Source organism: Anabaena sp. EIM26 (assembly GCF_057568715.1).
Map to the genome: position 1 here is coordinate 3,533,717 of NZ_CM172472.1, position 23,944 is coordinate 3,557,660.

Annotated in this window: 20 protein-coding genes, 1 tRNA gene, 1 CRISPR repeat array and 1 other annotated feature; of the genes, 7 read left to right on the plus strand and 14 right to left on the minus strand. The window is 40.0% G+C overall.

Translation table 11 applies throughout. From position 1 onward, the window contains the following. The first annotated feature begins 7 nt into the window (after positions 1-7). From AC012T_RS15370 to AC012T_RS15380, 3 genes are all read left to right on the plus strand, one after another. Positions 8-880 (plus strand): fructosamine kinase family protein, encoded by an 873-nt coding sequence (locus tag AC012T_RS15370; RefSeq protein ID WP_487059634.1) that lies wholly within the window; start codon positions 8-10, stop codon positions 878-880. Positions 881-1,042: 162 nt separating this feature from the next. Further along, positions 1,043-1,663: a 2OG-Fe(II) oxygenase gene (locus AC012T_RS15375; RefSeq protein ID WP_487059636.1), complete on the plus strand. Its 621-nt coding sequence runs from the start codon at positions 1,043-1,045 to the stop codon at positions 1,661-1,663. An 82-nt stretch (positions 1,664-1,745) separates the two neighbouring features. Next, positions 1,746-3,587: a protein kinase domain-containing protein gene (locus AC012T_RS15380; RefSeq protein WP_487059638.1), complete on the plus strand. Its 1,842-nt coding sequence runs from the start codon at positions 1,746-1,748 to the stop codon at positions 3,585-3,587. A gap of 124 nt (positions 3,588-3,711) precedes the next feature. On the opposite strand, the gene rplL is transcribed toward AC012T_RS15380, so the two are convergent. The 8 genes from rplL to rplS all read right to left on the minus strand — a co-directional run bounded on the left by rplL (position 3,712) and on the right by rplS (position 8,005). Further along, complete coding sequence (gene rplL, locus AC012T_RS15385; protein WP_487059640.1) at positions 3,712-4,101, minus strand: 50S ribosomal protein L7/L12; 390 nt, start codon at positions 4,099-4,101, stop codon at positions 3,712-3,714. A gap of 82 nt (positions 4,102-4,183) precedes the next feature. Continuing rightward, the gene (rplJ, locus tag AC012T_RS15390; protein ID WP_487059642.1) at positions 4,184-4,762 is read right to left on the minus strand and encodes a 50S ribosomal protein L10; all 579 of its coding nucleotides are present in this window, start codon (positions 4,760-4,762) and stop codon (positions 4,184-4,186) included. A gap of 109 nt (positions 4,763-4,871) precedes the next feature. Then, positions 4,872-5,038: a sequence feature (ribosomal protein L10 leader region), on the minus strand. 63 nt (positions 5,039-5,101) lie between these two features. Then, a complete protein-coding gene (rplA, locus tag AC012T_RS15395) occupies positions 5,102-5,818 on the minus strand; it encodes a 50S ribosomal protein L1 (protein WP_487059644.1) in 717 nt (238 codons plus the stop codon). A 128-nt stretch (positions 5,819-5,946) separates the two neighbouring features. After that, positions 5,947-6,372 (minus strand): 50S ribosomal protein L11, encoded by a 426-nt coding sequence (rplK, locus tag AC012T_RS15400; RefSeq protein WP_015214693.1) that lies wholly within the window; start codon positions 6,370-6,372, stop codon positions 5,947-5,949. A 6-nt stretch (positions 6,373-6,378) separates the two neighbouring features. Next, complete coding sequence (gene nusG / locus AC012T_RS15405; RefSeq protein ID WP_487059646.1) at positions 6,379-7,008, minus strand: transcription termination/antitermination protein NusG; 630 nt, start codon at positions 7,006-7,008, stop codon at positions 6,379-6,381. Next, on the minus strand, positions 7,008-7,229 hold the full coding sequence (gene secE / locus AC012T_RS15410) for a preprotein translocase subunit SecE (protein WP_013190422.1): 222 nt from the start codon (positions 7,227-7,229) through the stop codon (positions 7,008-7,010). Before secE ends, nusG begins: the two co-directional genes overlap by 1 nt. A gap of 189 nt (positions 7,230-7,418) precedes the next feature. Then, positions 7,419-7,491: transfer RNA gene (locus AC012T_RS15415), tRNA-Trp, on the minus strand. A gap of 151 nt (positions 7,492-7,642) precedes the next feature. Further along, entirely contained in the window at positions 7,643-8,005 is a 363-nt protein-coding gene (rplS, locus tag AC012T_RS15420; RefSeq protein ID WP_015214696.1) for a 50S ribosomal protein L19, read from the minus strand. 236 nt (positions 8,006-8,241) lie between these two features. Here rplS and AC012T_RS15425 point away from each other — a divergent pair, with 236 nt between their 5' ends. Beyond that, positions 8,242-9,180, plus strand: a complete 939-nt coding sequence (locus AC012T_RS15425) for a glycosyltransferase family 2 protein (protein WP_487059649.1) — start codon at positions 8,242-8,244, stop codon at positions 9,178-9,180. Between the two features lie 516 nt (positions 9,181-9,696). Continuing rightward, entirely contained in the window at positions 9,697-10,785 is a 1,089-nt protein-coding gene (locus AC012T_RS15430) for a glycosyltransferase (protein WP_487059651.1), read from the plus strand. Here the strand turns inward: AC012T_RS15430 and AC012T_RS15435 are convergent. Both AC012T_RS15435 and AC012T_RS15440 read right to left on the minus strand, forming a co-directional pair. After that, on the minus strand, positions 10,779-13,994 hold the full coding sequence (locus tag AC012T_RS15435) for an efflux RND transporter permease subunit (RefSeq protein ID WP_487059653.1): 3,216 nt from the start codon (positions 13,992-13,994) through the stop codon (positions 10,779-10,781). The genes AC012T_RS15430 and AC012T_RS15435 overlap by 7 nt on opposite strands. A 15-nt stretch (positions 13,995-14,009) precedes the next feature. After that, a complete protein-coding gene (locus AC012T_RS15440) occupies positions 14,010-15,350 on the minus strand; it encodes an efflux RND transporter periplasmic adaptor subunit (protein ID WP_487059655.1) in 1,341 nt (446 codons plus the stop codon). A gap of 584 nt (positions 15,351-15,934) precedes the next feature. Between AC012T_RS15440 and AC012T_RS15445 the strand changes: the two genes are divergently transcribed. After that, entirely contained in the window at positions 15,935-16,477 is a 543-nt protein-coding gene (locus tag AC012T_RS15445; protein ID WP_487059657.1) for a phycobiliprotein lyase, read from the plus strand. Between the two features lie 165 nt (positions 16,478-16,642). On the opposite strand, the gene AC012T_RS15450 is transcribed toward AC012T_RS15445, so the two are convergent. Beyond that, on the minus strand, positions 16,643-16,873 hold the full coding sequence (locus AC012T_RS15450) for a hypothetical protein (protein WP_487059659.1): 231 nt from the start codon (positions 16,871-16,873) through the stop codon (positions 16,643-16,645). A 3-nt stretch (positions 16,874-16,876) separates the two neighbouring features. Between AC012T_RS15450 and AC012T_RS15455 the strand changes: the two genes are divergently transcribed. Beyond that, entirely contained in the window at positions 16,877-17,212 is a 336-nt protein-coding gene (locus AC012T_RS15455) for an RNA recognition motif domain-containing protein (protein WP_487059661.1), read from the plus strand. A gap of 111 nt (positions 17,213-17,323) precedes the next feature. Here AC012T_RS15455 and AC012T_RS15460 read toward each other — a convergent pair whose 3' ends face one another. From AC012T_RS15460 to AC012T_RS15470, 3 genes are all read right to left on the minus strand, one after another. Then, on the minus strand, positions 17,324-17,887 hold the full coding sequence (locus AC012T_RS15460; RefSeq protein ID WP_487059663.1) for a Uma2 family endonuclease: 564 nt from the start codon (positions 17,885-17,887) through the stop codon (positions 17,324-17,326). Positions 17,888-17,956: 69 nt separating this feature from the next. Continuing rightward, a CRISPR array of direct repeats spans positions 17,957-20,856; the repeat unit is 37 nt; unit sequence GTTTCAATCCCTAATAGGGATTAAGAGAAATTGCAAT. A 581-nt stretch (positions 20,857-21,437) separates the two neighbouring features. Continuing rightward, positions 21,438-23,150: a diflavin flavoprotein gene (locus AC012T_RS15465; protein ID WP_487059665.1), complete on the minus strand. Its 1,713-nt coding sequence runs from the start codon at positions 23,148-23,150 to the stop codon at positions 21,438-21,440. Positions 23,151-23,321: 171 nt separating this feature from the next. Continuing rightward, on the minus strand, positions 23,322-23,726 hold the full coding sequence (locus AC012T_RS15470; protein ID WP_487059667.1) for an endonuclease domain-containing protein: 405 nt from the start codon (positions 23,724-23,726) through the stop codon (positions 23,322-23,324). Positions 23,727-23,944: the final 218 nt, after the last annotated feature.

Below are 23,944 nucleotides of genomic sequence, written 5' to 3' on the forward strand. Positions count from 1 at the left end.
AAAAACTATGATTTGGCAAGAAATTGATACTCATATTAGCCAAGTAACTGGCCAAAAATTTCACACTTCACAACATTTATCCGTAAGTGGCGGCTGTATTAACCAAGGTTATGCAGTTACTGATAGTACACTCACCTATTTTGTCAAAATTAACCAAGCATCCCAAGTGGCGATGTTTGAATCTGAAATGCTGGGTTTACAGCAGATGTATAACACAAAAACTATCCGTGTTCCTCAACCTGTGTGCTGGGGTATATCTGGTAATTCTGGATACATTGTGATGGAATGGTTAGAAATGACAGGTGCTAATAGCAAATCATGGCAAGAAACAGGACGCAAATTAGCCGCAATGCACAAATTTACCAGTCAAAAGGGTTTTGGCTGGGATATAAATAATACTATTGGTTCCACACCGCAAATCAATACTTGGATAGATAATTGGGCAGAATTTTATACTCAAAATCGTTTAGGTTATCAATTTCAGTTAGCAAGACGACGAGGTGGGAGTTTTCCCTTAGAAGATAAATTATTAGCTGCTATTCCAGAATTATTAGTAGATCATCATGTCCAACCCTCTTTAGTACATGGAGATTTATGGGGAGGAAATGCGGGGTGTACTATTGACGGTGAACCCGTAATTTTTGATCCAGCCACTTATTTTGGCGATAGAGAAGTTGATATTGCCATGACAGAATTATTTGGTGGTTTCCCACCGATTTTTTATCAAGGATATGCGGAAGTATTTCCTTTAGATGAAGGTTATGAAAAGCGGAAAACACTTTATAATCTTTATCACGTTTTAAACCATTTTAATTTATTTGGTGGTGGTTATGCTTCCCAAGCAAATCAAATGATTGAACGAATTTTGCGGAGTGTATGAATTTTCAAAATGTAAGAATTCAGGAGTCAGCAGTCAGAATCCTCATAAAATTCAGTAATAGAGAGAAGTGATATTTTCTCATAATCATCACACCTGAATTCTTACAAATTTTTTTATTTTCCACACCCCAAGCTAAATAGATAAATTTGTGATTTACAGAATGTGAAATACTATCAACTACAAACCAACGTTTTACCTAATAATTACCTTAATGACTTGTGGGGAGAAATTCAAGCTAGTCCTTACTTCTCTATTAACAACCTCAACCGCGATTTTATCAATACCAAGGGATTTTCTGTAGTATTTCAGCGTGAGGGAATAAAAACAGTTGAACAGAAATTTCCCTTTTTTAAGCCTTATTTGGATTTAGCTCTTCAGTCAAATTGTAATGCTTTTTACCTCAATCCCTTATTGCTAAAAGAAGGTTCCCGTGTTGATCCACACATAGATCGTTCTTTGCGTTCCTATTGCAAAACTATTGAACCACCTAACATTGTTAGTGTTCTCTATGTGCGTGTACCAGAAAACATGGAAGGAGGGGAATTAATGCTGAAATCAACTAAACGCCAAGTAGGGAAAGTCACACCCCAAACTAATACCCTAGTTTACTTTCAAGGTGATTTAACCCATTCTGTTAATGCAGTCAAAACACCGGGAAATCGCTTAAGTTTAGTTTGTGAACAGTATAATTTAAGTGAGGCTGAACTGGAGGAAATTCCCATATTTACCTTAGAATCAAGAGCTAGTCAGCCTACAACTAAAAAACGAAAGTCAACACCTTAGCGTCAAAAGTGGGAAACATCCCATCGCTACATCGTCAAAGTATCTGATATACATTTGGGAAGGATATCGCATCTAACCTTTCATGAAACAAATACTGCTAAACAATCGCTATCAAGTTATCCAGATACTTGGTGCTGGTGGGTTTGGGGAAACTTTTCTCGCAGAAGATACCCATATGCCTTCTCGTCGTCGCTGTGTAATCAAGCAACTCAAACCGATTAGTAATGATCCACAAACCTATCAAATTATTCAACAGCGGTTTGAAAGAGAAGCGGCTACCTTGGAATACCTGGGTGAAAGTAGTGATCAAATTCCTAAACTTTACGCTTATTTTTCTGAAAATGGGCAGTTTTACCTCGTTCAAGAATGGATTCATGGACAAACTCTCAGCCAGATGATGGAAGCTAAAGGATATATAGCTGAAACTATCGTTCGGGAAATTCTGTTAAGTTTGCTGTCAGTATTGGATTATGTCCACAGCAAAGGCATTATTCACCGAGATATAAAACCAGATAATATTATTCTTCGCGCTCAAGATAACAAACCAGTTTTAATTGATTTTGGTGCGGTTAAAGAGACTATCCGTACTGTCATCAATCCTTCGGGAAATCCTATACAATCCATTGTTATAGGCACACCTGGCTATATGCCGAGTGAACAAGCTATCGGTCGTCCAGTTTACGCCACAGATATCTATAGTTTAGGCTTGACGGCGATTTATTTGCTGACTGGCAAACAACCCCAAGAATTAGAAACTCACCCGCAGACGGGGCAAATACTGTGGCAACAATACGCTGCTGGTATATCTCCAGAAATGGTACAGATCCTTACTCAAGCAATTGAACCACGAACGAGCGATCGCTTCACCACAGCTAATAAAATGCTCTATGCTTTAAAATCAACAAATAATATTTCTCGCCCATCTCCCGCTACCAGCGCCACAATTAGCCTGAGTCCACCTGCTGCTACTATTAGGCCAACCCAGTCAATATCTCCACCTGCAAAAACTCCCTTTATTAGAGAAACTAACAATTCCACAAACTGGCAAAAACCTGCTGTGATTTTTGGTAGTGTGCTAGTAGGAAGTTTAATTGGTGCAGTAGCAATTTCTAACATTACCCGCCAGCAGCCACCCACAACTACTGTTGCTACAGAAACACAAACTCCCAATACCTTACCGACAACTTCCCCCGTGGTGGAGCCAACCCCAACTCCGCTGACACCCACTCCCTCAACTGAGCAAAGAATCACTTCTCAGCCTTTACCAGAAGCCAATCCCTCTACAGCATTTACATCACCACCAGATCAAGAGCCTGTTATTGAAAACACTCCAGCACCCCCAATCCTATCAACACCACAAGTAGAAATAGAAAATCAACAGCAGCAACCGGATATAGTTTCCACAGCAGAAGTATTCACAGATTCTCAGAAAAAGCCAGATCAGAAAAAAAAGAAGTCGCGTGAGCAATTAATTACTACTAATACCAGGCAAAATGTACCAGCTTTTCCTACAGGTACATCAAGAAGCACCGTAGAAGCAACCCTTGGTAAGAATAAAGATTTAAGAGGCTTGTGGCCTAATACTCGTGCTGTAACTTATAAAGTAGTACCTAACCAAATTGATCTAGGCTACTTATTTGACCGTAATTCAGGAAAACTGCGCCAAACAGAGGCGGCTTTTGCCCAATCTGTAGACCCCCAAGTCATGCAGACCACATTGAATGGAATGTTAGGCGGACAAGCGACGGGAGAAATTCAGCAAGGACTACAACAAATACAACAGCGCCAAAAAGATAATTTTAAATTTAGTCAAGGTGCTGTTAAAGGGCAAATTGTGCGGCAAAACTGCGATTTTATTTACATTAGTATTTGGGACAAAGACTTACATGATTTTGTAAATCCTGCGGACGCTAAACAATGTTAGAAATTCATACTTTCACAAAAAAAGGAGCCTGATTTAGGCTCCTTAAATAAAAAGGTAAAGTAATTCATAATTGATAATGAAAAATTCAATTACGAATTACGAATTACGAATTACGAATTATTAATTACTTGATTACTACCTTACCGCCAGCTTCTTCAACACGCTTCTTGATATCCTCAGCAGCTTCCTTAGCTACAGCTTCCTTAATTGCCTTAGGAGCAGCTTCTACTAAGTCCTTAGCTTCTTTCAGACCTAAACCTGTGATTTCACGGACAATCTTCAGGACAGCAATCTTCTTATCAGCTGGAACTGATTCCAGAACCGCATCAAACTCGGTTTTTTCTTCTACTGGTTCAGCAGCAGCAGCACCAGGAGCAGCCATCATCATCATCCCACCAGCAGCTGGAGCAGCACTCACACCAAAAGCTTCTTCAATTTGCTTAACTAATTCAGAAGCTTCCAGCAAAGTCAAAGATTTCAATTGTTCTAAAATTTGTTCGGTTGCAGCAGACATGGATATGACTCCTAAATAATTTTGAATTTTTTGTTGATGATTGGTAATTTGTAATTGGCAAAAAACTATTACCCATTACCGATTACTCACTAGCACTTTCAGCACTTTCAGCACTTTCTGTACTTTCGGTGCTACCACCTTGTTCTTTATCAGCAACAGCCTGAATAGCGCGAGCCAAAGAACTGGGAACTTCGTTGATACCCACAGCAACTTTGGTAGCCAAGGCGTTGATAGCGCCGGCAATTTGTGCCATAAGTTGTTCTTTAGATGGCAAGTCTCCTAAAGCCTTGACATCTGTTTCTTTCAGCAAGCGCCCTTCCATAACGCCACCACGAAGTGCGGTCTTCTTGGTAACTTTTTGGAACTCTTGGTAACTCTTAATTGCCGATGAAAAATCCTCTTTGACTAGCAAAAAGGCAGAAGCGCCATTGAGCAATTCTGACAAAGGCTGCCATTTTTCTTCGTCTTGAATGGCAATGCCCATAAAGGTGTTTTTTGTCACCTTACAAACAGTGCCACTAGGACGTAACCGCCGTCTTAAGTCAGTGATTTCGGCAACTGTTAAACCCTGATAATCAATTACCAGTGCCAAAGTTGACTCACTCAAAGAAACTTTGAGGTCAGCTACAATCTCTTTTTTGTTTTCTAACGTTCTACCCATACTCGTTTCACCTCCAAGGGCAAAATCTTATTAGTGACCGGCGATTTAGCTACTTATTACTGTTCACTTTTCACTGTCACCTGTAATCTGTAACCTTCTATCCTGACCAGCCGAAAACAACAAACCCCAGCTACATTTGCCGGGGTTTCACATTAGTACTTTTGATGGCACAGTTGTTAAACTGTTTTTGTCAAACTTTAGGCCATGAAAGTAGTAACCTCGGCAGGATATTAAGCTATTAGCACCTGCTGTCTCCGGCTTTGCTTATTAAATTTTGTTATTAGTCATTAGTCATTAGTCATTGGTCATTTGCCAAGGAAAAATAGCTAATGGCCAAAATTATGCAGCGTCGGTCAGTTTTAAATCTCGTAGGGCGCTGATATCTACTTTAATGGATGGACCCATAGTAGCGGACACATACAATGTACGCCAGTAACGACCTTTGGCTCCTGAAGGACGGTTACGGTCAATGGTCTCTTGCAGAGCTTTGAGATTGACCAACAAATCTTCAGGTGCGAAGGATGCTTTACCAAACATAACATGGACAATTCCAGTCCGATCAGCACGGAATTCTAATTTACCAGCTTTGAATTCAGCGATCGCACTTGCTACGTCAAATGTTACTGTTCCACCTTTAGGTGATGGCATCAAACCACGAGGCCCAAGCAACTTACCCAGTTTTGCCACCATTGGCATTACATCTGGTGTAGCAATTAGCTTGTCGAAGTCCATCATCCCTTTTTGAATATCTTCAATCAGTTCTTCTGAACCAGCTATATCAGCACCAGCGTTGGTTGCTTCTGTAACCTTTTCACCTCTAGCAATAACTGCCACTCGGACAATTTGTCCTGTTCCTTTAGGCAGTGCCACAGTTGTCCGCAACTGTTGATCTGTATACTTCGGGTCAATTCCTAGTCTGATATGAGCTTCTACGGCTTCTGCGAATTTAGCTGTTGCTGTTTCTTTCAGCAAAGCTAATGCTTCTACCGGTGTGTAGTCCCTATCTTCCACTTTTTCTTGCAATGCCTGCAAGCGCCGTGATAATTTCTTGCCCATTTTTTTCTCCTGGGGTAATTCCGAAGTTTTTAGCCTCTCCCCCGATACAATTTTGGTTTTTAAATTTTGGATTTTGGATTGAGTCTAATTTTTAACTCAGTTTTCAAAACTCAAAATTTATTAAGTTTTTAGTCTGTGATGGTAACACCCATATTTTTGGCTGTTCCTTCCACAATATTCATTGCCGCATCAATATCATTGGCATTGAGGTCAGGAAGTTTGGTTTGAGCAATTTCCCGCAATTGCACTCTGGTGATGCTCCCAACTTTCTTTTTGTTGGGTTCATTAGAGCCTCTTTCTATTTTCGCTGCCTTGCGAATCAATACTGATGCTGGTGGTGTTTTGAGTACAAATGTAAAGCTCCGGTCTTCAAAAACCGAAATTTCTACAGGTATTACCATTCCAGCTTGGTCTGCTGTTTTGGCGTTGTACTCTTTGCAAAACATCATGATGTTAACGCCATGTTGACCCAATGCTGGGCCTACTGGCGGTGCTGGGTTGGCTTTTCCAGCATTCAGGGCCAGTTTAATGACCGCTACTACTTTCTTCGCCATTTGGATTTAGCTCTGTTTTTCTACCTGATTAAATTCCAATTCTACTGGTGTATCCCTTCCGAAAATCGAGAGTAGAGCTTTTAGCTTACTCCGTTCTGGCGAAACGTCAATCACCTCTCCTTCAAAGTCCTTAAATGGACCAGAAAGCACCATTATCTTATCACCTGTAGCCATATCAATTTTGACTATCGGTTCTTGTTCACTGGTTTGTTTGAAGATGCGTTCAACTTCTAAATGACTCAGGGGTAATGGTTTGACGTGACCGCGACCTTTACCTGTGCCACGTTTTTGTTCTGCTCCCACGAAATTAATTACGTGGGAGGTGTTACGTACCACCTGCCAAGTATCATCATTCATCAACATTCGCACCAACACATAACCAGGGAATACTTTTTCCTCTGCTGGCTGGCGTTTACCATCCTTACGGATTTTCACCGTTGGTGTGTGAGGAATCTCCACTTGGATGATTTTATCAGCAACATCAAAAGTTTGGATGCGCTGTTCTAAGTTTGTTTTCACGCGTTTTTCACAGCCTGAGGCTACTTGCACTGCATACCAGCGTGCTTCCTTATGCGCTGTTTCTAGCGCTTCCTCCGACTGCAAAGTGTTGCGTGGTTCATCTGTTGCAGAAGTCATCAGAATACCTGTTTTGCTGCCCAAGCAAACAATCCATCGACCAAATATATCAAAGATGCGGAGAGTGTCACCATTAACAACACAGCTGCTGATTCGCTCACCAACTGCTTCCGACTAGGCCAAACTACTTTCTCAAGTTCTTCTTTTGTTCCTTGGAAGAAGTTGTTTAAGCTAAACCCATTTCCGGTTTCTGGCATTTCTGCTTCATTTTTTTTGGCCACGGTCGTTATCCCCCCCGTTTCTTACATAGCTACACCTTGCTATTTTTCGCCAAGGTTTACAGCTTCGACCCCATTTAATATGGAAACAAGAAAGCTGCAAGTAAAAAATAATTATACCCGAAATAATCAACGCTAACTGCTTATTCAACAGATGCGTTTTTGCTTCGGGCAATATTTTTTGCTTTTGAGCGCGCCCTGGAGGACTTGAACCCCCGACATCAGGTTTTGGAGACCTGCGTTCTACCAACTGAACTAAGAGCGCACAAGCTGTCTTTGTTTCAGTCATTGCGCTGAACTTTTTTAGTTTAACGCAATTTCGACTTTGATTATAACCTGTTTTTGTTGAAAATGCAAATTAGCGGCGGATGCCGCTTGTGGCTTGCGATTGCGCTCCTAAGTTGGACGAGAAGAGATCACAAGGCGCGGTCAAACCGTTGCTTAATTCGGGTTGCTTTACCGACGCGATCGCGCAGATAATATAGTTTAGCGCGTCGTACTCTACCACGACGTAGGACTTTGATGTTGTCAATTCTGGGAGAGTGCAGCAAAAATACTCGCTCAACTCCCACACCTTGGAAAACTCGACGGACGGTGATTGTTTCGTTGATGCCGCCGTTACGTTTCCCAATTACCACTCCTTCATAGGGTTGGACGCGATATTTATCGCCTTCTTTAATTTTGACTCCCACCCGAACTGTATCACCCACATAAATGATGGGGATATCTGATTTTAGGTGTTCCGCTTCAATAGAGCGGATAATCTCTTGAGCGTTCATAATTTATCTATATTTCTGAAAAAAACCCACAATCATCAATCATAAATCTATAACTGCCTGACAGTCCAGATATTTGAGATTGTTGATTTTTTGTATTAAAACACTTAGTAGCTAAATTTTAGAAAATAGAGGTCAATTTTAGCTATCCAATTGGGAACACTAAATAAAGTAGCGCTAATTTATCCTATTAACATCACAATATCTGTTGTATTTCTGAATTCAGTTCAGTATTTTTTATGAAATTTACCATTCTCATCAGCACTTACAACCGTTTACATCTGCTGAAAAGAGCAATTTACTCAGCGCTGAACCAGACGATTGATTGCGAGGTAGTTGTTGTGGACGACTGCTCATCTGATGATACAGATGTTTTTGTTAAAAGCTTGGGAAATAGCATAGTTTATCATCGTAACCCAGTTAATCAAGGTCATGCTGCATCTGTAAATATTGGTATAGCCAAAGCTAACGGTGAATGGATTAAGTTTTTGGATGATGACGACTACTTAGCGCCGAATTGTCTTGAAGAAATGGAAAAAGCTATTTCTATCCATCCCCATGCTGTCATATGTTCTTGTATTGCGGCTCAAGTGGATAGTAAAGAAGTAGAACTCAGTCGCACTCGACCATCTGGAAGCAGTTTAGCTTGCTATATCCCGCAAGCGGATCTTCACTACGGTATGCTCTTAGAACTTGTACCTTTTGGTACACCTGCCCAGGTAGCTTGTCGGCGTGATGCTTTTATGAAAACAGAAGGTTGGGACTCTACACTTAATACTAATTGTGATGATATTGATTCATGGATTCATATTTCCCAGTTTGGCGATGCTATTTTCCTAAATCAATGCCTTGCCTATCGTACTGTTTGGACTGGTGCTTATAATCAAAAAATTTCTTTATCTCAACGATTAGCTACAAATATTCTGATGAAGAAAAAGATTTACACATTAGTGAACGAACAGCATCGCTCTAAGATACCTGATTTTAAAGATATACAGAAATACTTAAAATTACATTGGATTTTGGTAGCAATCAAGCAAAGAAATTTTAGAAATTTATTACCAATACTAGATTTAACAATTTTTTCTTTTAAGGCTTGGAAAATTCTGCTATCAGTTATTTTCACACGTCTTTTCAAATTTCAAAATGATCCAATCCGTCGAATAACTTTGATGTGATTAATAATTTTTACAATTCAATTATTTATTGTATCTTTTGAGTTTAATATACTGTGGACAAAAACATACTGCTTGTAATTTACTTGCTGATTATTTGTTCCGTAAATGAAAGTTTATTTACAAGTGACAATTAAAGCTAACAAAAAATATCCATATAGGAGTAGAGACAATATAATCATCTTGTATATGATAGAGCAGAAATAGAAACTGCAATAACATAAAACTTATGAGGAATAAGATATAAGGAAACTTAGAGGATATCTAAAAAGTGTAAAATGTCATGCTTTAGCTTACTTAACTCAGGTTAGGAAGATAGATGGCAATTTATTCTTAAAGGGAACCGTAACTTTCAGCATCTCCTAAATTAAGGAAAGATATTTTTTCTTTGATTTTACAAAGTGTCAAAATGACAAAAATGCTGGGAATAAACCTCTCAAATATCCTCTTAGAAGGAGTTTTAATGTCCTTCTATTTTATTTAAATAACTGTACAATTAAAACAAGCCTTTTCAAGGTTATGCGAATCATACATATATTGAATCATATTCAAGAAATAGGTAATGGTATTGTTAATGTAGCTGTGGATCTTGCGTGTTTGCAGGCAAAAAATGGTAATGAAGTAGCAATAATTTCAGGTGGGGGAGAGTATGAAAAACTATTGCATAGATTTGGTGTTAGACACTACCAAATAGACCAAAATCGCCAGCCGATAAATATAATAAAAGCAGCGGTGGCTTATCGAGCAATTGTACAAGAATTTAAGCCGGAGATTGTTCATGCCCATATGATGACGGGCTTAGTTTTAGCACATTTTTTGAAATTCAAAAACAAGTATGCTTTAGTTTCTACAGTACATAATGAATTCCAGCGTGCTAGTTTACTAATGGGTTTAGCTGAAAGAGTAATTGCTGTCAGTAAGTCTGTGCAAATTTCGATGGTGCGACGTGGTGTAGCAGAAAATAAGTTGCGAGTAGTTCGCAATGGGACTTTAGGTAGTCCTCGTACCCGACAAATATCGGATTATCAACCTTTAAATTTACAACATCCTGCGATCGCAACTGTAGCGGGAATGTATAAACGTAAAGGTATCACCGAATTAATCGCTGCTTTTGAGAAAATTTCCCCGGATTTCCCCACAGCACATCTTTATCTAGTGGGAAATGGTCCCGATATAGAAATGTTTGCAGCACAAGCACAAGCCACTTCTGTGAGCGATCGTATCCATTTTGAAGGGTTTCAAACAGAACCACAACGCTACTTACTCTCTTGTGATATTTTTGTTCTTGCTTCTCACCGTGACCCATGTCCCCTTGTACTTTCAGAAGCCAGGGAAGCCGGGACTGCCATTATTGCAACAGAGGTAGACGGCATCCCCGAAGCCTTAGATCATGGTCAAGCTGGAGTTTTAGTACCTACTCAAAATAGTCAAGCTTTAGCTGAAGCATTAGTCAAGCTATTAAGCAACCCAAACATTCTCCAAACTTGGAAACATCGGTCACAGGAAAATTTAGAGTCGCTGAATATTGCACGTGTACATCAGGAAACATTAGCAGTATATAAGGAATTGGTAAAAGAGGAAAAAGTAAAGGAGAAAATATTTCACTGATACTTCTTTTTCCAAATCCGCAACCTGATAAATATGGGTTTTGCCCAACGTCCACCGATTAAATCGTGTAGCAAAGTATAAAAACAGGGAATTATAAACAGTGTTAGCAGCGTTGCTAAAGACAAACCAGAAAATACGACCACACCCAATGGTTGGAGAAATTCTGAACCTTCTCCAATTCCCAATGCAAGAGGGAACATACCTAAAACAGTGGTAATGGTTGTCATCAAAATGGGTCGTAAACGCTGGGGTGCAGCTTTTAAAATTGCGGTTTTGCGGTCAATCTTTTCTCGTTCCCGAAGTTGATTAGCTAGTTCCACCATAATAATGGCGTTGTTAACCACTATCCCTACTAACAAGACCGCACCGACAACTACTGTTGCACCAATAGCAGTTTCAGTGACATAAAGCCCAAAAATACCCCCGGCTAATGCTAGAGGAATGGTAAACAAAATTACTAAAGGGTCTACGAGGGAATTGTACTGCACAGCCATAACTACAAAGACTAAGAAGATCGCTAATCCTCCTAACACTTGCAGCGAGTTTTGTAGTTCTTTATTAGATTCAGCTGTCGCACTGGGTAAAAGACTCACCCCTTGAGGTAAATTTGCACTGTTGAGGACTTGATCTACCTGTTCTAAGGCTTGAGTTAGACTTGCTCCTTCTGCTAAATTACCAGCTATGAGGAAGACTTGACGCTGATTAATCCGTTGAATTTCTCCTGGTGCTTGAGCTTCGGCAATTTTCGCTACATCACTCAAGCGGATTTGTTGATTACCTTCCATAAATAGAGGTAATCTTTCTAACTGAGAAGTTGATTGTACAGCAGCTTCGTTTAACTGTACCCGGACATCAACTAAACGGTTATTGCGTTGTAGCTGGGTGGGTATACTACCTTCAATTGCAGTCTGGATTGTGTCTCCAATATCTTTGGTATTTAAACCAACTTTTGCAACTCGTTCCCAGTCGGGTAATATCTGAATTTCTGGTTGACGCGCATCTGCATCAGGACGGAAACGGACTGCGGTGGCTTTTTGTTCTAAACTTGCTAATAATTCCCGACCGGCTCGTTCTAAAGTGTCGGAATCATTTCCTTGGAGAATGATATCAACATCAGCATTGCGGATAGGAGAGTTGTTAAGAATTAAACCCCGCACTTGACCAGGGTTGAGACGGAGACGAATATCTACTAAGTTCAGCTTGCTAAATTCTTTGGTGACACGTTCAACATAAGTCTCTATATTTGTGTCTGGTTTAAGGGTAATAGTACTGGAACTTCGCAGAGGGTTAGCAGTGCTGTTGTTACCAAATAGAAAACCGCCAACTGTAGAGAATACATATTCTGTTTCTGGCTGTTGACGGAGAATGTCATCTACAGCTTTCATGACTTTTTGGTTAGTTTCTAAGGGTATACCGGGGGGAAACTGGGCAATTAAGTTGACTTGTCCGGTATTGATGCGAGGGAGAATTTCTTGGGGAAGTTGAGGCGCTATCCACCAACTACCACCACCTAATAAGATAATAGCGATCGCAATTGTCAACAATCGCCACCGCAATATCCCACTTAAAAAACTGCTATAAGCTCTTGTGGCTGCCTCAAAACGGTTATTAAATACCCGCAATGGCCAAAAATTATTGAGGGAACTGGAAAAGGGTAAACTTAATAAGCGCGATGTCAGCATGGGAACCACGGTAACGGCGATTAAAATGGAAGCCGCTACGGAAAAGCTGATGGTGAGAATTAACTCGTTGAAGAGTAATGAGATAAAACCACCAATTAATAAAAATGGCAATACTGCAACTAAATTAGTACTAGTGGAAGCAACTAAAGCTGATTCTACTTCTCGGCTGCTGTCTTCAGATTGTTGAATAATTGATGCAGCTGATAATTTTGAGTCTTGATTGCGAATTTTTACTTGACTAATTCCCTCAGCTATGTTTTCTAACATGACGATGGAATTATCAACCACAATTCCCACGCCTAATGCTAAACCACCTAAGCTAAAAACGTTAAGTGACAAGCCAAATAAACCCATGAAGATAATTGCTGTCAAAGATGCTAGGGGAATGGCGACAACAATAATAAAGGTTTGACGTAAAGAACCCAAAAAGAGTAAAACTGCGATCGCAGCTAAACCTGAGCCAATTAACCCAGAAGTGGTCACATTAGCTATAGAATTACGGATAAATTTTGATTCATCTAAGGTAGCCGTGAGAGTTGCTTCTACAGGAATCACACCCCCTTTTTGCAGTTCTGCTAGACGGTTTTTCACACCATCGACAACGTTGATGGTGTTAGCATCAGGCTGTTTTTGAACGCTGACTTTTACTGCTTCTTCGCCATTGAGAAAAACATAAACGCGCTGTTTTTCTGACCCATCAATAACTTCAGCAAAGTCGCGCAAGTAAACACGGTTTTTGATAGCAGAATTTGGCGCGGATACTTCAAAGGAAAGATTATTAAGTTCATCAGCACTTTTGAAGCGTCCCACAGTCCGGGTTAAAGCTTCTGAATTTGTTCCTAAAATCCGACCACCGGAAATATCTTGGTTGCGGTTTTGGAGTTCATTGAGTACATCTGTCAAACCTACACCAACGGCTTGGAGGCGGTCTAAATCAATATTTACCCTGACTTCCTCCTTCACTCCTCCCGATACACTGACCCCGGCAACTCCTTCTACTACGCCCAATTCACGAGCTAGTTCTTCTTCGGCAAAAACTCGTAAATCAACACCTTTAAGCGCGGGTGAAGTGATCGCAAATTCATAAACAGGTAATTGGGAAGGATCTATTTTAAATACCCGTGCTTCTTGAATATTATCTGGTAATCGGTTTCTAGATCGGTTAAAGGCTGCTGTGGCATCATTAAGGGCTTGGTCAATATTTCCTCCCGGTCGAAAGTATAAATCCAAACTAATTTGACCTTCACGGGTTTGGGAAAACACCTGAATTACACCTTCTGTCGCGGAAAAGGCTTCTTCTAAACGTTTGGTGACTTCATCAACTGCTACCTCTGGAGAAATCCCTGGGGCTTCTATCCGCACCCCAATCCGAGGATAGGTAATAGATGGAAGTAAATCTACAGGTAAACGAATAATGAAAAATACGCCCATGACGATCACAGCCAAGGTGAGCATGAGTGTACCAATATGTTGGCGGATAGAAGTAGCACTGATGCTAAAGCCGTTGTTAGTGTTTGTTGTCTGCATTTTTCCAGCTTGTTGTTATTTTTCTGACAAAATTGATAATTTCACAACTGCACCATCTTTTAATGGCTGACTACTGCGAACAACATAACTTTCTCCTGGTTGTAAACCAGAAAGAATTTCTACTTTACCGTTTGCTGTTTTCCCTAAAGTTACCGTTCTTTCTTTGACCTTGGGTTTACCCTCTTTTTCATCCAAGACAAATACTTTGCCATTGTTTCCTTCTTGTCGTGTTTGTCTTTGGGAATCAGTAATTGCTGTTTGTGACACTACGACTCGCTGTGGTGTCCCAGAAGTAAAATTGACTCGCGCTAGTAGTCCGCTACCAATTTTTCCACCGCTATTGGGAATTACTACTTCTATCGGTACTAAACGGGCTGTACTATCAGCTGTTGGAGAAATGCGAGTAACTCTACCTATGATATTTGTCTCCGGGAAAGCATCTAGTCGCACTTTTACAGATTGTCCAACCTGAATTTTTCCTAGTTCTAATTCAGATACTTGGACTACGACTTTAATCCGACTGAAGTCACCTATTTTTAAAACTTCATTACCTGGTTGAAGGAGATTACCTGGTTCTGTGACTTTTTCTGTGACTATGCCAGTAATGGGAGAGATTAAGCGGGAGTATGAACGGCGTTCTTTGGCCGCAGAAACTGCTGCTTGCTGGGCAAATACTATACCTTGGGCGGCAGCGACGGCTTGCTTTTCGGTTCTGACTTGTTCAATGGTGGCTTGTAGGGCTTGGGCTGCGGTTTGAGCTTTGGTTTGAGCTTGTTGGGCGACTTGTTCGGAAATTGCGCCTTCTTTCAATAATTTTTGTTGTCTTTGAGAATCTGCTTTGGCTTGTACTACTTCTAACCGCGCTTTTTCTACTTCGGCGTTTGCATTACTTACCTGTGTCATCGCCCTGGCTACTTCTGATTGACGAGATGCTAGTTCTGCTTCTGCTTGCTGTAATCCGGTTTTGAGGAGAACATCATCTAGCTGGCTGATGACTTGTCCTCGTTGGACTGTATCTCCAACGTCTAGATTTAATGCTAGTAGTCGCCCTTCTACTTGCGATCGCACTGAAACTATCCGATATGCTGTGGTGTTACCTATATATTCCGGTGAGGGGCTTAATGAGTTGGTCTGTGCGATCGCTACATCTACAGCAGTTTCATTGTTCCCTCTTTCTCTACCACCCGGTTGCCTAGACTGCGCTTCAGCTGATTCTTTTGGCAATGAACCACAACTTGCTGTCAATAATCCCAGTAAACAGAATATTAATAAACTATGGCCATTCATGACTGGGTTGGCAACTAGAGAAGTGGGGCTTTTCACCTGTTTTTCTGACTTATTTCCGTCCAAAATCATGAATCTTTCTCCAATTTAGGGAGTCTTTGCACTCAAATCGCAGTTTATTAGCAAGTAATTTTTAATAGATACGAATGACAAAAAATAGCGATAAAAATTTAGCTTTTTCATGCTACTTATGTATCCCCAATTACTTTTTTTACTAAATAAAACTGACAGAATTTTTACTATATCCAGAGGACATAGATGTATATAATTTCTAATGATCCCAGAAACTATAAAATAAGTATAAAGATTTTGTCAGCAAAAGGTAATAGGTAATTAGTCATGGTTTGAGTAGATGGGATGAAAAAACAAGAATATCAAACCATCGCTTTTGCCACCCTGTGCTGACAAGAGTAACGCTTACGCCGTTTTTTCAACTTAATTAGCGGTTTTACCATTCCTAGCTCCTCATCCGAAATGTATCTCAAGGACTAGTATTTTTGACTTTTTTGTGTAACTATTACGAATAGTAAACAATTATTGCTTTAGTCGCCATCATAATATAAGTCCAGATTCATTACCAGGCGATGGACTTACGGTGCAGAAAAAATACAGCTATGAAAGCAACTTATTCACTGTTTAGATGAGGAAGGCAATCAGTGACATCACCGCTTAAAATTATCCAAACTGCTGATCAACATGAGATTGCAGAGTTTTTCCTCGCATCAGTAGGTGATTGGCGATCTGAACGGCGCTATTACACCCTACCCCAAGGAGAAACTCAAGAGATGGTGAGTATGATTACCATCCGGTTTTTAGAACAGGGGGATAATGAATTGCAAAAACTGGCTCAGTTACATGATTTGCCAAATTTAGAGATTTTGACTTGTGGTGCTAAAGTCACTTGGGAAAGCACGAACGTACACAAAGCCAGAAAAGAATCGACTGGGATGACAGTGTTTGGCGTGTTAGGAAAAATTTTGTATCGCGATCGCGGTTTTGCTACAACTAAACCAGTCACCGCCCAATTTTATTTCCCCAATCCCCAAACCATGTGTTTGCGAACCGAATACAACAACTCAGTCTTTGAAGAAGAAATCAAACTCATTGGTAACAAATACCGCACCAGACAAAGTATAATTTCCCGTGCAGGTGAACAGTTAATGATTGGTCAATACTTGGAAAAGCGGATTAGCAGTTAGGTGTTGTCAGTTTTAGCCCATTAGTTGCAAGTCAATAACCTCATTCTGCAACCAGGCATAAAATCCTTTTCCTCCGCTAAAATTGGAACAGATGGGGGCATTAATGGATAATTGAGCGAAAAACTTCCATTTATCTATCCTGGCTAGGCTTGTCTTCACCGAGCATCAAGCGGGTTGAAATACTAGCCAGTCAGCGGTTTGCAATGACCGAAAAAAATTTTTATAAAAATTTTGTGAAATTTTCACCCAAAAAGCCGGTTTATATGTAATGATTGTGGAGAGAATTAATTCGGCGATTAGTGTTTTGTTGTTAGTATTGACAGGCTTTCCACTTGTGGTATTTACAGACTGCTCTCCGAAATCTAAATCTCTACAAACCCGTGATTTTGGAGACATAATATGTCGGTTTACGTAGGTAATCTTTCTTACGAAGTTACACAGGATGCTTTAACACAGGTCTTTGCAGAATACGGTTCTGTAAAGCGTGTTCAGATCCCCACTGACCGTGAAACAGGCCGTGTACGCGGTTTTGCTTTCGTAGAGATGGGTACAGAAGCAGAAGAAACAGCGGCTATCGAAGCACTTGATGGTGCTGAATGGATGGGTCGTGACTTAAAAGTTAATAAAGCCAAGCCCAAAGAAGACCGTGGTGGTTCCTTCGGCGGCGGCGGCGGTGGCCGTGGCGGATATGGCGGCGGTGGTGGTGGCCGTGGCGGCGGCGGTGGTCGCTACTAAGTAGCAACTACGACGCTCGATCTGCTAAACCATTAAGTTTTGTTAGATAAAAGAAACCCATTCCGGCTGCGGGGTGGGTTTCTTTTTTGGTTTTTAATTTTAAATTTAATTTTAAAGCTGTAGTTCAAATCCTGGTAAAACATCTTCTCCAGAAAGTAACGCGGGAAGTTGAACGATTTCTACAGGTTTTCCTAGTCGGTAAATTTCTACTTGTTTATCTTGGGGATTAATTAACCAACCTAAACGCAAACCATTATCTAGATATTCCTGCATCTTTTCTTGCAGGGTTTTGAGTCTGTCTGATTTTGATCTCAGTTCAATTATAAAATCTGGTGTAAGTGGGGGAAATTTTTCACGTTCTTCTGTTGTTAATGCTTCCCAGCTTTCTAGTTTTATCCAAGCTACATCAGGTGAACGTTTTGCACCATTGGAAAGTCGGAAAATGGTTGAAGAACTAAATACTATTCCTAATTTGCTTTGGTAATTCCAAAGACTAACTTTAAAAATTAAATCCGCTTCACTACGTCCGCTTTCCCCTCCAACTGGTGGCACAATAATTAATTCTCCTTGTGCATTTAGTTCTAAGCTTACATCTTTATTCGCCATACAGAGTTGGTAAAACTGTTCATCTGTAAGGTGAATAATAGGCGCTAGGTTTAAGGTGACGGTATTCATTTCAGGTTATTAGTGCAATTGTTCTGGGTTGAAATTTTCAGAATCAACAGACATATAAAAATATTATATGTTTCAATCCCTAATAGGGATTAAGAGAAATTGCAATGTGAAATTCCTGAGAAGGAGGATTGTGGGGAACTAGAATGTGTTTCAATCCCTAATAGGGATTAAGAGAAATTGCAATCCTATAGCTGATTCTATAGTGGATATGTTGAGGAATTTGTTTCAATCCCTAATAGGGATTAAGAGAAATTGCAATAACCTTTTATATCCCGGAGGCAATCCTATTAATGAATGGAGTTTCAATCCCTAATAGGGATTAAGAGAAATTGCAATAGACTTTGACGCAGTTGTGGCTTTGATTAAAGCTAAGTTTCAATCCCTAATAGGGATTAAGAGAAATTGCAATCGAATCTAGTGAAGTACCAGCCCAACTCCTCATGGTTTCAATCCCTAATAGGGATTAAGAGAAATTGCAATTTTTATGGCGTGGGGACACCTACACTGCCACCTCAGTTTCAATCCCTAATAGGGATTAAGAGAAATTGCAATCTTCGGCTTCAGCTTTCACTACTTTTGCTTCAGGAGTTTCAATCCCTAATAGGGATTAAGAGAAATTGCAATTTGCAATGAGAGTCACGAAACTGTGGGGAAATGAGGTTTCAATCCCTAATAGGGATTAAGAGAAATTGCAATTTTACTCTTGATGTCAATGGGAAACCTACAGCAACGTTTCAATCCCTAATAGGGATTAAGAGAAATTGCAATTAGGGAGTGTGTATCCAGAATAGTCTAAAGCTAGTTTCAATCCCTAATAGGGATTAAGAGAAATTGCAATTCAGCATTTTTATACGCTAATCCATTCTTGATGAAGTTTCAATCCCTAATAGGGATTAAGAGAAATTGCAATCTCCTGAGACTTTTTTATTGTTTCGCCTCTTCTAAAAGTTTCAATCCCTAATAGGGATTAAGAGAAATTGCAATTTTTGCTGTCCATCACGCGAAATGGCTTTATTGATTTTCGTTTCAATCCCTAATAGGGATTAAGAGAAATTGCAATATGCGGCGTGGGTTAGCCTTGCTCTGCCCCAGAATCGAAGTTTCAATCCCTAATAGGGATTAAGAGAAATTGCAATTTCACCCAAGCGTCGGCGTAACTGGGGAGAAATGCGTTTCAATCCCTAATAGGGATTAAGAGAAATTGCAATACCCCTAACAAAGGTGCAAGCTTTAGGAGTGGAGCTGTTTCAATCCCTAATAGGGATTAAGAGAAATTGCAATTTCATTTTGAAGAGGGACTAATTTACTGGCATTCTTGTTTCAATCCCTAATAGGGATTAAGAGAAATTGCAATATAAGTATTGCCCCCGCTAATTTTGAAGGGGTAAGTTTCAATCCCTAATAGGGATTAAGAGAAATTGCAATCCATTAATTTGGTGTAGAGGGCATCGGACATTATTCGGTGTTTCAATCCCTAATAGGGATTAAGAGAAATTGCAATTTTTGAGAATCTTCTGAAATTTCCCATCCTCTTCTTAGGTTTCAATCCCTAATAGGGATTAAGAGAAATTGCAATATACTGCTACAGAAACGCCAACTACTAGCAAGCGTTTCAATCCCTAATAGGGATTAAGAGAAATTGCAATGCGGCAACGAATCAGAAATCTTGAAATTCTAAAAAAAAGTTTCAATCCCTAATAGGGATTAAGAGAAATTGCAATGGAACGTATAAGCTTGATTTCAGCGTTTATATCAGAGTTTCAATCCCTAATAGGGATTAAGAGAAATTGCAATCTGCACGTAAACTTGGGAATGATGCACTTTACGAAGTTCGGTTTCAATCCCTAATAGGGATTAAGAGAAATTGCAATCTAGATTCTGTAGATCATGCTTATGAAGATTTTGAAGTTTCAATCCCTAATAGGGATTAAGAGAAATTGCAATTTAAAGAGTTAAAGAAAGCAGTTCAGTAAATAAAAAGTTTCAATCCCTAATAGGGATTAAGAGAAATTGCAATAATAGCAGAAATTTGATTAAATGTAGCGACACAATCAAGTTTCAATCCCTAATAGGGATTAAGAGAAATTGCAATGAAAAAATTCCAGGATTACAAGGCGGGGAAAGTTGTTTCAATCCCTAATAGGGATTAAGAGAAATTGCAATTTTATGCTTTTCTACTAGTTCCAATAAATTATTGTTTCAATCCCTAATAGGGATTAAGAGAAATTGCAATCTGAAAGGGGCTATACCCAGTGGTACAGTTTTGTACTTCGGGTTTCAATCCCTAATAGGGATTAAGAGAAATTGCAATAGAAATCTCCGGGCAGATTTAAGAGTCTTAGTTTCAGTTTCAATCCCTAATAGGGATTAAGAGAAATTGCAATCTATCGCCTTACGTGCTTCGGTGATGGTATCGACCGTTTCAATCCCTAATAGGGATTAAGAGAAATTGCAATTTCATGATTAGCACGAGCTTAGGAGATTGCAAGGTGTTTCAATCCCTAATAGGGATTAAGAGAAATTGCAATCGCAATCAAGAGAGTTTGGGGGGCATCCTTCAATACGTTTCAATCCCTAATAGGGATTAAGAGAAATTGCAATATAATTTCACCAGTTGATGAGCAAAATAAGGCTGTTTCAATCCCTAATAGGGATTAAGAGAAATTGCAATTAAGGCAGTACACCGTAAACCTTGCTATCCCTGATGACGTTTCAATCCCTAATAGGGATTAAGAGAAATTGCAATTTTAGCGAGTGGAAGGAAGAAATTGATGATTTTCGTTTCAATCCCTAATAGGGATTAAGAGAAATTGCAATCTAATCCTCCTAATAGGTTGTTAGTCATTAGCATTGGTCAGTTTCAATCCCTAATAGGGATTAAGAGAAATTGCAATTCCAAGATTATCTTGATTGCTTGGAAATTGCAGAAGTTGTTTCAATCCCTAATAGGGATTAAGAGAAATTGCAATAGCGGGAGGCTAGAAACCTTACTGTATTTGATTTTCAAGGTTCAGTTGCGCGGATGGGTTTATCATAGTCCATTTCAGAAATTGTGTCAAGAGTAAAAATAGCTGAAATCCTTGCTGTGTAAGGTGCGCGGAGGCTTGAGTAGAGATAAATCCTTACAAGTATTGTGTAAACTCGATTTCAGCGATTTTTTCGGAAACTCATTTTTTAACACCCACCCAGCCGCGCAATTTCCAGCAAAAAACTCTTATTTGTGAGATGCTTGGGGGGAGGAAAGCGATCGCTATAATCTTAGGACTTACAAAAAAACTCTCAAACTCTTATTACTCCGTGTCCTCTGCGTCCTCTGCGGTTCGTTTTTCGATTATTTGTGCGATCGCAATAAGTTTTTCGATAAAATAAGCTTTTCTCGTTCCTAGTCAGAGACTAGGAATGCAGTTGATGAGGCTCTGCCTCAAGCACTACAAAATCGGGTAAAGTGGCTTGTATTCTGGGTTTGGAGGCAGAGCCTCCTGGTAGGCATTCCCAGCCAGAGACTGGGAACGAGCAAAATGATGCAAGATATAAAAATGCGACAGTGTTATTAATAATAACTCGCGGATTTGCGATGATGTACTGCTGTCACAGCATCTTGATTTAAGACTTTCCCATCATTAACAGTGGCATAAACCAACCAATGATCACCAGCTTCCATGCGACTTTGGACAGAACATTCGAGATAAGCTAAAGCACCAGAGAGAATTACACCACCGTTACTAGCTTCTTCTGTTTCCAAACCTGCAAATCTGTCTTGTCCGGGGGCGTAAACCTTCATAAACTGCTTACGTATTTCTCTCCCTTCTGCCAAAATGTTGACGACAAATTGACTACCAGTGTATGTCATTATTTCCATCGCCCGTTCTTTAGCTACCGCAATGGTTAAACCAGGAGGGTTAAAGCTGGCTTGTGTCACCCAAGATGCTAACATCCCCGTTTTCACTTCACCTTGAGTAGCGGTGACAACACAGAGAGAACCAACTATCCGACCAACTGCTTGTTCTACATTAGTAGCGGGTTGTTTAGCCACAACTGCTTTTTTCGCTGCGCGTTTTAGTGCTTGGGCGAAATCGGTTCCGGCTTCTTCGCAGGTTTGTAAGGTGACTTCATTGGGTTTGAATTTGACGCGAATGGTATCAAAACCAAATCTGTAACCTGCGTCTTTGAGTTTCCCTTCAATTAAATCAACTGCTTCTCCACTCCAACCAAAGGAACCGAAAACACCAGCTAATTTATTATTTGTGGCGCTAGAAAGAACAATTCCTAAAGCTGTTTGGACTGGTGTGGGTGCGTGGCCACCTAATGTGGGGGAACCAATGACAAAACCGGCGGATTTTTCGACTGCGGCTTTGATTTCTTCGGGTTCTGTAAATTCGCAGTTAATAGATTCGACACTTACACCTGTTTTGGTTATACCACGTGCGATCGCTTGAGCTACAGTTGCAGTATTCCCATAAGCGGAAGCGTAAATCAAAGCTACCTTCATATCAGCATTGGTTTGCTGTTGAGTCCATTCCCGATAAGAGTGGGTAAGTTCCTGTAAAGCGTACCTGACTAAAGGGCCATGTCCAGTGGCGTATAATCTAATTGGTAAATCTGCCAATTTATCCAAAGCTGTTTCTACTTGTCTGGCGTGGGGAGCCATGAGACAATCAAAATAATAGCGCCTATCTTCGTTAAAGACTTCCCAGCCTTCATCAAATACTTGATCACCACAAATATGCGCTCCAAATAACTTATCAGAAAATAGTATTTCTGTTTGGGGATCATAAGTGCAAAGTTCATCTGCATAACGGGGATTAGGTGTAGGAATAAATTGCAGATGATGACCTTTACCTAAATCTAAAGTTTCTTCTCCCCGCATGACTAGAATTGGTAAATCCTGATTTTCCAATGCTGCTTTTAAGTTTATAGCTCCGGGATTTGAACAAACAAAGGTAATTTGGGGGGCAATTTCTCGTAAAGCTTTTAATGTGGCGGCTCGGTTAGGATTGACGTGACCAAGAATTACATAATCAACTGCTTTAATATCAATCCGTTGTTGTAAAGCTTGGAGATAAATTTCGGTAAAGGTTTCCCCTGGTGGGTCAATTAAGGCAATTTTATCACCTTGAATTAAAAAGGCATTCGCTGTTGTGCCTTTAGCTAAAGCGTATTCTATTTCAAATCTTAATCTTGTCCAACTGCGCGATCTTAATATTGTTGTATCTGTCCCAATGGGGAGAATTTGCACATCACGGGGTTTAGTATTTTCTGACATGGTTTTATTTCCTTTCTTTAAAAGAATTTCGTTGTATTTGTATATACTGCAAATGCCTTAGAATAAGACCCCTCTCCAAACCTCTCCCCGTAAACAAGGAGAGGCTTAGAACCAATAAAACAACCCTCTTATCCCCCTCCTCGCTTGCGGGGAGGGGTTAGGGGTGGGGTTTTATTGCAACCAATGCGAAATTTCCTCCAAAACACCCTCTATCTTGAACAAAACATCATCATTATTAAACCTCACCACCCGCAAACCCAAAGATTCTAAAAACTCTTGCCGAATAGTATCTTCTACTTGAGTGTAATTGTGAATTTCTCCATCTACCTCAATCACCAATTTGACTTCCTGGCAATAAAAGTCAACTATAAATCTATCAATAACCTGCTGACGACGAAACTTAAAACCTAGCAGTTGCTTATTTTTTAATCTTTGCCAGATTTGCTTTTCTGCTAATGTTGGCTCAGTCCGCATCTGTCTGGCTATAGGTTTAAGTTGTTTCCAGAGTTCTGGTGGACTTTGCCAAGGGACAGGAACCCCTTTTTCTAAACCCGTTATCTTATGATCTTGAATCATTTGATATTGATCGTTGGTGTTATTTAGGCTCTAATCGTTTTCCCACAGCGATAACACCCCACCCCCTAGCCCTCACAAGGGTAGGTATTTTACATTGCCGTGAGGGCAAGACAAGGATGACAAGGGAGGACAGTGGACAAGGGAGGAAAACCGTGCAAAATCAGATTCTCTTGGTAACAAGAACAGTCCGTCAAAATACCATTGTGCGTATCAAATCT

Excerpts from the sequence above, each read along its gene's own strand:
- AC012T_RS15465 (WP_487059665.1), bottom strand. The coding sequence starts at position 23,150 with ATGTCAGAAAATACTAAACCCCGTGATGTGCAAATTCTCCCCATTGGG.
- AC012T_RS15370 (WP_487059634.1), top strand. The coding sequence starts at position 8 with ATGATTTGGCAAGAAATTGATACTCATATTAGCCAAGTAACTGGCCAA.
- AC012T_RS15450 (WP_487059659.1), bottom strand. The coding sequence starts at position 16,873 with ATGTCTCCAAAATCACGGGTTTGTAGAGATTTAGATTTCGGAGAGCAG.
- AC012T_RS15425 (WP_487059649.1), top strand. The coding sequence starts at position 8,242 with ATGAAATTTACCATTCTCATCAGCACTTACAACCGTTTACATCTGCTG.
- rplA (WP_487059644.1), bottom strand. The coding sequence starts at position 5,818 with ATGGGCAAGAAATTATCACGGCGCTTGCAGGCATTGCAAGAAAAAGTG.
- rplL (WP_487059640.1), bottom strand. The coding sequence starts at position 4,101 with ATGTCTGCTGCAACCGAACAAATTTTAGAACAATTGAAATCTTTGACT.
- AC012T_RS15430 (WP_487059651.1), top strand. The coding sequence starts at position 9,697 with ATGCGAATCATACATATATTGAATCATATTCAAGAAATAGGTAATGGT.
- nusG (WP_487059646.1), bottom strand. The coding sequence starts at position 7,008 with ATGACTTCTGCAACAGATGAACCACGCAACACTTTGCAGTCGGAGGAA.
- AC012T_RS15460 (WP_487059663.1), bottom strand. The coding sequence starts at position 17,887 with ATGAATACCGTCACCTTAAACCTAGCGCCTATTATTCACCTTACAGAT.
- AC012T_RS15435 (WP_487059653.1), bottom strand. The coding sequence starts at position 13,994 with ATGCAGACAACAAACACTAACAACGGCTTTAGCATCAGTGCTACTTCT.
- rplS (WP_015214696.1), bottom strand. The coding sequence starts at position 8,005 with ATGAACGCTCAAGAGATTATCCGCTCTATTGAAGCGGAACACCTAAAA.
- AC012T_RS15440 (WP_487059655.1), bottom strand. The coding sequence starts at position 15,350 with ATGATTTTGGACGGAAATAAGTCAGAAAAACAGGTGAAAAGCCCCACT.
- AC012T_RS15455 (WP_487059661.1), top strand. The coding sequence starts at position 16,877 with ATGTCGGTTTACGTAGGTAATCTTTCTTACGAAGTTACACAGGATGCT.
- rplK (WP_015214693.1), bottom strand. The coding sequence starts at position 6,372 with ATGGCGAAGAAAGTAGTAGCGGTCATTAAACTGGCCCTGAATGCTGGA.
- AC012T_RS15470 (WP_487059667.1), bottom strand. The coding sequence starts at position 23,726 with ATGATTCAAGATCATAAGATAACGGGTTTAGAAAAAGGGGTTCCTGTC.
- AC012T_RS15380 (WP_487059638.1), top strand. The coding sequence starts at position 1,746 with ATGAAACAAATACTGCTAAACAATCGCTATCAAGTTATCCAGATACTT.
- rplJ (WP_487059642.1), bottom strand. The coding sequence starts at position 4,762 with ATGGGTAGAACGTTAGAAAACAAAAAAGAGATTGTAGCTGACCTCAAA.